The organism is Planctomycetota bacterium, assembly GCA_035574235.1.
Taxonomy (GTDB): Bacteria; Planctomycetota; MHYJ01; order MHYJ01; family JACPRB01; genus DATLZA01.
The window spans coordinates 1-8,821 of sequence record DATLZA010000073.1; the positions used below are offsets into that span (position 1 = coordinate 1).

The window sequence follows — 8,821 nt, forward strand, 5'->3', positions numbered from 1 at the left end:
GGGCGGGGGGGGGACGCTGGATGAGCTGGGGGATCTCTGGGCGCTCAAGCAGAACGGGTTTCTGAGGATGCCGGTCGTGGTCGTGAACGTGGCGGGCTATTTCGACGAGTTTCTGGCGTGGGTGGGGCGGGCGGAGCGGGAGGGGTTTCTCTACGGCGGCCGGCTCTTTGCGGTGCGGTCCACGGCGGCGGAGGCGGTGCGGTATCTGAAGGAGCGGCTCGGGGGGAGGGGATAAGTCGCGCGGCCGAATCGGGGGCGTTCGCGTCTCCGGAGTAGTGGATAATTTATAAATTACAAATCATTCAAGCTTCCGGCTCCTTCCCGCCGATAGATCCCATGCCGCCGGGAGCGTCTTTCCGGACCCGGGAAGGGCGCCGGAACGGAGCGGCCGAGCGGCCAGGGTCCCGCTTCAGGGGCCCGCGCCCAGGTCCGACGGGGGGCCGGGGGCGGAACGTGCGGAAAGCTTGGGTCGGGGCCCGGGGGCTATCTTCCGGGCCGGGCGAAAGGAGGTGGGTCGAGGGGGAGAGTCGCCAGGTTGACCGATTCGAAGGGAGGCCCCCGGTTCGGGGGCGAAAACGAAATCAATGGAGGGTTCAGTGATGAGTCGTCGATCGAAAGGATTCCCGGGGGCGGCCGCCGCGGGGGCGCTTTTGGGCCTCTGCCTCATGGCGGCGTCCGCCGGGGCTCAGCAAGGGGAGCGGCCCGTCATGACGAGCCGCGACCAGGGCGACACGGTCAAGATCAATGTGAGCGGCAACGTCGTCCTCGATTACGTCTGGCGCAGCAAAGAGGTCACGACGTTCACCAATTCGGTGGCCGGAGGCGGTGAGAACGAGAATACCTTCGAAGGATACGCCGCCGTCCGCGTGGACGCGGAACTCTCCTCGAAGGTCTCGGCCGTCGTCGAGATCGGCACCAAGCGGGTGGATGGGAGCGTCATCAACGAGTGGGGAAATCCCACGGCCGAGCCCATCCAGCTTCGCGAGGCGGGCGTGAAGGTCAACGAGTTTCTCACCCCGGCCCTCTCCTTCCGCCTGGGGATCGCCAACTGGGCGTTCGACGTGCGCGGCCGGGGAAGCGCCTTCGCGCTCGACCCGCGCCATTCGCAGTCGATCACGCGGAATGTAGGCCTCACGCCGACCGCGGACGGCCCCGCCACCTTGGCGGTGCGGGCGGGTCTGCCGGAAGAGCTTGAGCCCGTGGGCGCCGTTTTCACGTACGTCGAACCCACCGCCCAGCAGTTTACGCTCAACGTCGTGCTTCTTCCGGCCACGATCGAGGGGGGCCCGTCGGGAGACGACGAGGCTCTGTACGCCGTCGATTTCTGGTACAACCTCGACGGCGTCGGCAAGGGCAGCCGCCTGGGCGTCGTTCTGGCGCGCCACGATCACGCAGCGTCCGACGGCTTCTACACGGTGGGCGCCGGCGCGGTGCTCAAGGGCATGAGCGAGGGCCTCGAGCTCTACGCCGAGGTGTACACCCAGTTCGGGACCGCCAATCGCGTGGGCGGAGAGGACATCGACGCCGGCGGCTTCGGCGGCCAGGTGGGCCTGGAATACCGCCTGGGCGGCGACCTGAAGCCCTGGGTGGGCCTGAACCTCACGCTTCTGTCGGGCGACGACGACACCGACCCGACGGACGACGAAGAGAGCCGCTTCCTGAGCTACGAGAACGTGAACGACCTGGCGATTCTCGAGGACATGTACCTCGGCTTCGATTGGGACACCAACTACATCGCCATCAAAGTGAGCGGCGGAATCACGCTCTCTGTGGCCGGCGGCAAGGACAACCTGGAGCTGTCGGCGATCCTGGGCTTCTGCCGGACCCGCGAGGACGTGGAGTTCGCCTCCGGCGGCGAGGACGCGCTCGGCAACGAGATCGACGTCCGGGCCCGCTGGATTCTCAACAAGCAGGCCGCGATCACCGCGCTCTTCGCGTTCCTGACCGGTTCGGACGTCCTCGAGGAGTCCATGGGCGGCGCGGCCAACCCGGACTCCGAGGACAACGCAATGCTCTACACCCTGGGAGTGGACCTGAAGTTCTAGGTTCGAACGGAGTTCCCGGAAGGGCCCCGGCGTCCCGCCGGGGCCCTTTCTTTTTTTGCTGGCGCGTCGCCGCCCGTTTCCCTATGGTGACCGCCATGCCGGCGATCCTTCTGGCGGGGCTCCTGGCGGGCCTGCAGGACGAAGGGCAGGTTTCCACGGGCTCCGATCGCTCCGGCGCCGTCCGGATCGAGCTATCCGGGCGCTTCGACGTCCACTACTTCTTCCGCTCGGCCGAGGTGGAGGCAACGACCGCCGCCCTGGCGGGGCTCTCCCCCGCCGGGGGCGCCACCGACGCCTGGGCGGGGCGATTCTCGCTGCGGGCGGACGTGACGCTTCGGGACGCCGTTTCGGCCGTCCTGGAGCTCGAAAACCGGAGCTTCGACGAGGGGAAGAACTTTTTCCTTTCGAGCAATCCCGAGACCGATTCGGTCGCGATCAAGCAGGGCTACGTCGAGGCGGGGGAGTTTCTCTCGCCGGCGCTCTCCGTGCGGGTGGGCGTGCAGGACGTGACGTTCCGGAATCGCCCGCACGACGAACCTTTCTTCATGGACCTCGGCGAGACGGAGGGATTCTTTTCGGGCTTCTCCGGCGCGGGCGGAATCGTCCGGAACACCGTGGACCGCGACGTCCGGGAGGCGGTGGGGATCCGGGCGCTTTGGAGTCCCACGGATTTCGCCTCCGTCCGGGCGGCGGGGGTGGTTTACGGCGAAGGAGACGTCGATTCGAACGGAGAGACGGTGTACGTCCTGGCGGCCGACACGCTTCTTTCGGAGCGGACGGCCGTATGGCTTCTCGGGGCCCTCGTTTCCGGAAGCGGCTCGGACCTCGAGGAGGTGGTGACCGTGGGGCTCGGGGGGGACGGCTACGTGGGGGAGGGGCGGGAGCTGGAGCTTTTCGGGGAGGCGTACCTGCAGCGGGGCCGGCTGACGGGCCGGATCCGCAAGGCCGCCTTCGCCGTCCAGGCGGGGTTCCGGTACGTGGGGCTCTTCGAGCCGAGCCTGTGGCTGGAAGCGGCGGTCGCGCACCGCAGCGGCGATCGCCGGCCCGGCGACCGGGTGGACCAGGCCTTCCAGTCCTACGAGAACGAAAACCGTTTCCTCGTCCTGGAATCGGCGGAGTTCGGGCTGGACGTGGATACGAACGTGTCCCTCCTGCGGGCGGCGCTGGGGGGGAGTCCGTTCTCGATCGACGGCCGGCCGGTCCGGCTGCGGCTGGACGTGGGCCGCTTCGCGGCCGACGCGCCGCTGAGGGGCGCGACGGGGAGTCCGCTCGGGGCGGGGGAGGACGACTGGGGCACCGAGGCGGACCTCGGGGCGGCATGGGATCTGAGCGCGTCGCTTCGTCTGTGGGCGAAGGGGGCGTGGCTGGTCGGTTCGCGGCTTCTGGAGGAGCTGACGCCCGGGCGCGATCCGGACGCGCAGGTGATAGCCTTCGGGGCGGATCTCAGATTCTAATTCGATTTCTTTTTCGCGCGCCCCTCCGATTTCGGTCAAGATTCCGGACCGCCTCGACGATCCATACTATGCAACCCATTTAACCCCTCTCCTATCTATGGGCCCCCGCAAGGGGGCCCATGTTTTTTTTCGCGGGAGGGGACGTCTCAGAAGTCCGCCGAGAAGCCCACGGCGAGGTAGTGTTCGAGCTGCGACTTGAACTGGGTCTGCTGGTCGTGGCCGCGGTAGTACTCCAGGAAGGCGCGGAAGGTGGCGCTGCCGGGGTTCCGCGGGAGGGCCAGGACGCCCGCCAGGACCGCTCCGTTCCAGCCCCAGCCGATCTCGTTGCGGGTCTGGAAGTCCGCGGCGACGAAGGGGGAGACGCGGCCGGTCCACGGGCGGCCCACCCATTCGAGGCCCGCCTGGGCGCGGCCGCTTTCGGTGGCGGGGCCCGTGTAGAAGCCCACGCCGATTTCGGCGTAGGCGCGCCACGCGGGGTCGAGCTGGAGGGAGGCGCCGAAGGCGACCTCGTCCAGGTGATAGCTGTCGCGCTTGCGGCCCTCGCGGGACATGTATTCATCGCCGAGATGGGAAGTCAGGTGCCACACATGGACCTTGAGGGCCAGGTCGCCGCGGCGGTAGACGAAGGGAAAGCCGAAGCGGTAATCGGCGGCGTCCATGTCCCAGCCTTCCTGGATGTCGAAGCGGGAGAAGACGGCCGCCTCGATCGAGAACTGAAGCTCCTCGTCGGGGTCCTGGGCGTCGGTCCAGAGAGCCAGGGGGCGATAGCCCCCGAGGGTGTTTTCGATCTTGATGTTGCCGTCCCGGTTGCGGATGGGGAACTGGACCTTGGAGCCGCTGCGGGACTGGCGGGGATCGGCGAGATAGGGTTTGTAGAGGATGCGGTCGGGGAAGAGTTCGAGGTTCCAGTCGTCCCGGGCGAAGGAAGGCGGGTCGGTCACGAGCCTTGGGGGTTCCTGGGAGTCTTCCTGGGCGCGGAGGAGCGCGGGTTCCGCGTCGGGGGACTGGGGGAGCGTGGAAAGCAGGATGACGACGGCGGCTTCGATCACATCCATTCCCTCCCGTTTCCGGCCGCCCTCCCCGGAGGGGAAGTATATCCCGAGGGGATTCTCCCGCGGGCCGGAAAATACAAAGAGGCCCCGGCGGGTCGGCCGGCCGGGGCCTCCGTTCCGGTCTTCAGAACGAAGACTGGACAGATAGGGACTTCTCTAAAAGACCAGGATGAACTCGGCGCCGAGCGTGCTCTGGCTGTCGTCGGCGTTCTGGTGGTCCAGGAAGACGTCCTCGTCGGACATGTCGTGCCGGAACTCGAGGCGCGCGATCGTGTCCTTGGAGATCCGGTACTCGACGGTCAGGGTGATCTCGGACAGCTGGTTGTCCTCGCCCGCGAAGCCGCCGGTTCGGAAGCCCTCGGAGTCGTCCAGGAGCGAGAAGCGCGCCGCGACGGCCCAGGGCTCGTTGATCTGCCACTTGGCGTAGAAGGCCAGGCCCATCCAGTCGGCGTCGGCGCCGGGGTCGATGACGGAGGCTTCCTCCTCCTCTCCGAGATCGAGGTTGGCCCCGAAGGTCCAGCCCGGCAGTCCCGGGATGTTCGAGACGGTCGCGACAAGATCGATCAGCCAGCGCTTTTCGCCGGGGTCGGATCCGCCCACGTTGAGCGGCTGCTCCGCGCCGTAGTAGAGCACGGCCGAGACGGTGAGCCAGGGGGTCGGGGTGACCAGCGCCTGGAACTCGAGGGTCTTGGCGTCATTGGTGTCTTCATAGGTATCCCAGCCGTTGTTGATACCGAGGGTGAGCTTGAGGGGCTCGGCCGCCTGGTAGCTCGCCCGCACGCCCGTGTGGGTGAAGGGGATCGCGAAGAGGAAGGGGAGCGACCGGGAGTAGTTGTAGTTGTCCTTGCTCTCGATCACTTCGTAGCCGGCGAGCGTGGCGAACTTGCCGATGCGGATGTCCAGGCCGTTTCCCACCGGGGCCAGGATCTGGAGGTTGGCTTCCTGGACGTCGAAGTAATCGTCGTTGGCGCTCGGAGCGGCGGCGAAGACGTTGGCGTCGCTGCCGAGCGAAAGCTCCACGTGATATCCCGTGATGAGCTCCTTGGTGGCGTCGCGCCGCAGGGCGAGCTGGGCGTTGTGGAGGTAGAAGCTGCGGCTGCGGCGGTCGAACGCGCGGACGGAGCCTCCCGCCGGAACGTTTCCGTTCAGGCCGTTGTCCGGCCGGTCGAAGTTCCAGACCACGCCCACATCCACGAAGCCGGTGAGCTTGGATTCCTCGAGAAGGACGTCCAGGATCGTGCGCTCGTCGCCCAGCTTCATTTCGTCGCGGGCGGGGGCGGCTTCCTTTTCGGCCCGGAGTTCCCGGACTTCCTTGCGGAGCGCCTCGATTTCCTTGCGCAGCTCGTCGGAAGGCTCCTGAGGTCCGGCCTGTCCGAGCGCCGCCCAGCACCACGCCAGTCCCCATGCGAGGGAGGACACAACCCCAGTCATACCGTCTCCTTTCTCCTGAAGAAAGAATCGACCCCGGAACAGGGGTGGGGCGGCCGCACCGGCCACGAACCGAATCCCTATCCCTACCCGCCGAGGAATGAGCAACCCCTTTGCCAATCTCACTCCGCGGGGGTGGGCGGCTTATCTTCTTGGCGATCAAGGTGTTTATGACCCATCTCCCCCGGGGCCGCCGGGGCCGAAACCTACCGTCCGGTAGGAACCCCCGTCAAAAGACACCGGAGGGTATGCGCGGCTCTCAACCATCACCGCCGAGCTTGCCGCCCAGGCGATGGACACGGGCGGCACGCCTGGCGCGGGGGCGTTTCTGAGCCGGCGGGGTCGGCGGCCTCCTCGGCGTAACGGCGCGGGGCGGGAAAGCGTCGGATTCCGGGAGAGCCAGGGGGCGTGCGCATCGATTTCGTCCCGATCGCCCCGACCGAGGGGAGAAAGAAGGGCGCCATGATCGCGACGCTGGCGGGTTTGTGGGGGCTCCTGGCTCCGTGCGCCGGACCTCAGGACCGTGACGAAGAAAGGCGCTACCCGGTCACGGTCCAGGAAGCCTACAAACCCTGGACCCTCCGCCACCGGATTCCGCCGCTTGCGCCCGAGTGGCGGCTGGTCTGGGAACGGGTCCGGGAGGAGGAAGAGCGCCGCCCGGCCCGGCCCGCGGAGAGGCCGCCCGGGCGGGAACTCCATCCGCGGCCCTGAACGCGGGGGAAAAGAAAAGGGCCCCGGCCTGGCGGCCGGGGCCCCGTTCGAGTCTTCAGAACGAAGACCGTTTCTCCGGGCGCGTCCCTAGAACCGCAGGTCCGCGCCGATCGTGTAGAGGATGGCTCCGTCGTCCGGATTCGAAATACCGAGGTCTTCCATCGACTGCTCGACGACGTCGGAGCTGAAGAGGAACGCGATCGCGCCGTGGAGCGAGGCCTGCTTGGTCAGGATCCAGCGGGCCTTGACGTCAAGCTCGTTGCCCAATCCGTCCTCTCCGCCGGAGGCGAACTGCACGTCCTCGACCGTCCGGGTGATTCCGAGGATGGCGGAAAGCTCGAGGTTGTTCTTCCCGCCGCCGACGCTGAGAGCCAGACCGCCGCTCAGCTTGATGGCGAAGTAGTTCGTGTCCCAGTCGTAGCCGAAGTACATGTCCTCGAGGATCAGGAGGTCGTTCACGTTCTCGTAGCTCAGGAAGTTGCCGACCTCGTCATCGGTGGGGTCGTCATCGCCGTCGCCCGAGATCCAGGTGATGTTGGCGCCCACCCACGGGGCCAGGTCGCCCTCGAGCTGATACAGGGCGCCCACCTGGAAGGCGATGCCGCCGGCGTCGATGCTGTCGCCGCCGATCGTGCCGGCGTTGCCGAACTGGAAGTAGACTTCGCCGTAAAGCTCGAGGTTCGGAACAAGGTTGCGCAACGTAGCGCCGCCACCCAGGGTGAAGATGCTCGTGTCGCTTCCGGAGACGAGGGGCGTATCCCCGAAGGTCGAAAGAGCGAGGATGGCGCCCACCCGGCTGCCCTTGTCGTCGAGGTTATAGAAGAAGTCCACCGCGTACAGCGCCTCGTCCTGCTGAGGCTCGCCCCCTTCGACGACCATGGGCAGGAAGACCACGTCCACCAGGAGGGCGTCGCGCTTGTACTGGAGCCAGCCGCCGACCGGGTCGAGCTCGTCGGCCACCCCGCGGACTGCCAAGGAACCCGCGCCGTCTTCCACATTGCTGACATTGCGCGCAAATTCCTGGGAGTGGCGCGGGTCGAACGCGAAAGAACTTCCGCGGCCGCGGACGTCGAAGCTCCACGTCGTGATGCCGACCTGGAGCCGCAGGGACGGGTCCAGGAACTCCGCGATGTTGACGTGGAGTTCGCGCAACACGATGGTCTGGAAATCCGTCTGATCGTCTCCGAGGAAAGGCAGCACCTGACCGCCGCTTCCTCCGGGGCCGGGACCGATGTCGTCCACCCGTTCCTTGCCGAACTCGACGACGGCGCTGACCTTGTCGGACAGATCGACGTTGAACCGGAGGCCGATTTCCCCTTCGAACGAGTTGGTGTCTTCGGGGCCGTAGGGGGCTTTGAACGCCGCCAATTCCCTGCCGCGCCAGACGTAATCGAGCACCACGTTCCCCTGGACGGTGACCTTCACCGTGTCGGTCATGTCCTTGGTCGTGGTGACGGGCTTCTCCTGCGCCGCGGCGGTCGCCGCGAGGGCCAGAACGAAGCCGGGAACAAGAATCGACGTGAACTTCCTCATCTAAACCCTCCCTATCTATCGAGTCTTCGAAACCGTTCCGGGAACTGAGCTGCGGCGCTTACGGCCGCGATTGGGTGTCGCCGCGCGGGGCGCCGGTCATCCATGAACCTCGGCGTTGCGTCCGGGTCGCGGAAGATCGCGTGGAGGCGAATCCCCCGAAAAGACCGTTCCCGGCGCGGCTCTGCAACCCCCCTCCAGCATCCTCGGGGCCTTGCGGGTGCCCCTCCCCACCCCCTTTCCCTAGGTCAGTTTCCGAATCAATATACGTTTGCCTCCTGGGCAGTCAAGGTTTTCCGCCTTCGAAATTCGGGGACTTCGAGGCGCGGCGGATCCCCCTCCGCGCCAGGAGCGCCTCCGCCCGGCGCAAATCGTCCGGCGCCGTCACTTTGAAATTCGGCTCCTTCGAGGGCACCACGAGGACGCGGCCTCCCGCCCGCTCCACGAGCTGCGCGTCGTCGGTCGCGTCCGCCCGGCCGGCCGCGCGGTAGGCCGCCGCCAGCACCTCGCGGCGGAATCCCTGCGGCGTCTGGGCGTGCCACACCCGCGCCCGCTCGGGCGTGGCCACCACCCGCCCCCACCGGTCGGCGATCTTCACCGT

The 8,821-nt window shown here is 67.2% G+C and carries 7 protein-coding genes and 1 pseudogene; 4 read left to right on the forward strand and 4 right to left on the reverse strand.

The genetic code is table 11. The features are described 5' to 3' along the window. From VNO22_05940 to VNO22_05950, 3 genes are all read left to right on the forward strand, one after another. Positions 1–235, forward strand: a 235-nt coding sequence (locus VNO22_05940; GenBank protein ID HXG60891.1) for an LOG family protein, incomplete at its 5' end; no start/stop codon positions are given. Between the two features lie 364 nt (positions 236–599). Then, on the forward strand, positions 600–2,045 hold the full coding sequence (locus tag VNO22_05945; protein ID HXG60892.1) for a hypothetical protein: 1,446 nt from the start codon (positions 600–602) through the stop codon (positions 2,043–2,045). Positions 2,046–2,140: 95 nt separating this feature from the next. Continuing rightward, positions 2,141–3,499, forward strand: a complete 1,359-nt coding sequence (locus tag VNO22_05950; GenBank protein HXG60893.1) for a hypothetical protein — start codon at positions 2,141–2,143, stop codon at positions 3,497–3,499. 146 nt (positions 3,500–3,645) lie between these two features. On the opposite strand, the gene VNO22_05955 is transcribed toward VNO22_05950, so the two are convergent. Next, a complete protein-coding gene (locus VNO22_05955; protein ID HXG60894.1) occupies positions 3,646–4,548 on the reverse strand; it encodes a DUF1207 domain-containing protein in 903 nt (300 codons plus the stop codon). 159 nt (positions 4,549–4,707) lie between these two features. After that, positions 4,708–5,982, reverse strand: coding sequence for a porin (locus VNO22_05960; GenBank protein ID HXG60895.1), 1,275 nt, complete (start codon positions 5,980–5,982; stop codon positions 4,708–4,710). Positions 5,983–6,441: 459 nt separating this feature from the next. Between VNO22_05960 and VNO22_05965 the strand changes: the two genes are divergently transcribed. Continuing rightward, entirely contained in the window at positions 6,442–6,690 is a 249-nt protein-coding gene (locus tag VNO22_05965) for a hypothetical protein (GenBank protein HXG60896.1), read from the forward strand. Between the two features lie 87 nt (positions 6,691–6,777). Here VNO22_05965 and VNO22_05970 read toward each other — a convergent pair whose 3' ends face one another. Together VNO22_05970 and VNO22_05975 are read right to left on the reverse strand one after the other, a co-directional pair. Beyond that, positions 6,778–8,223, reverse strand: coding sequence for a hypothetical protein (locus VNO22_05970; protein HXG60897.1), 1,446 nt, complete (start codon positions 8,221–8,223; stop codon positions 6,778–6,780). Between the two features lie 343 nt (positions 8,224–8,566). After that, a pseudogene (locus tag VNO22_05975) lies at positions 8,567–8,818 on the reverse strand (2-C-methyl-D-erythritol 4-phosphate cytidylyltransferase). Positions 8,819–8,821 lie beyond the last annotated feature (3 nt).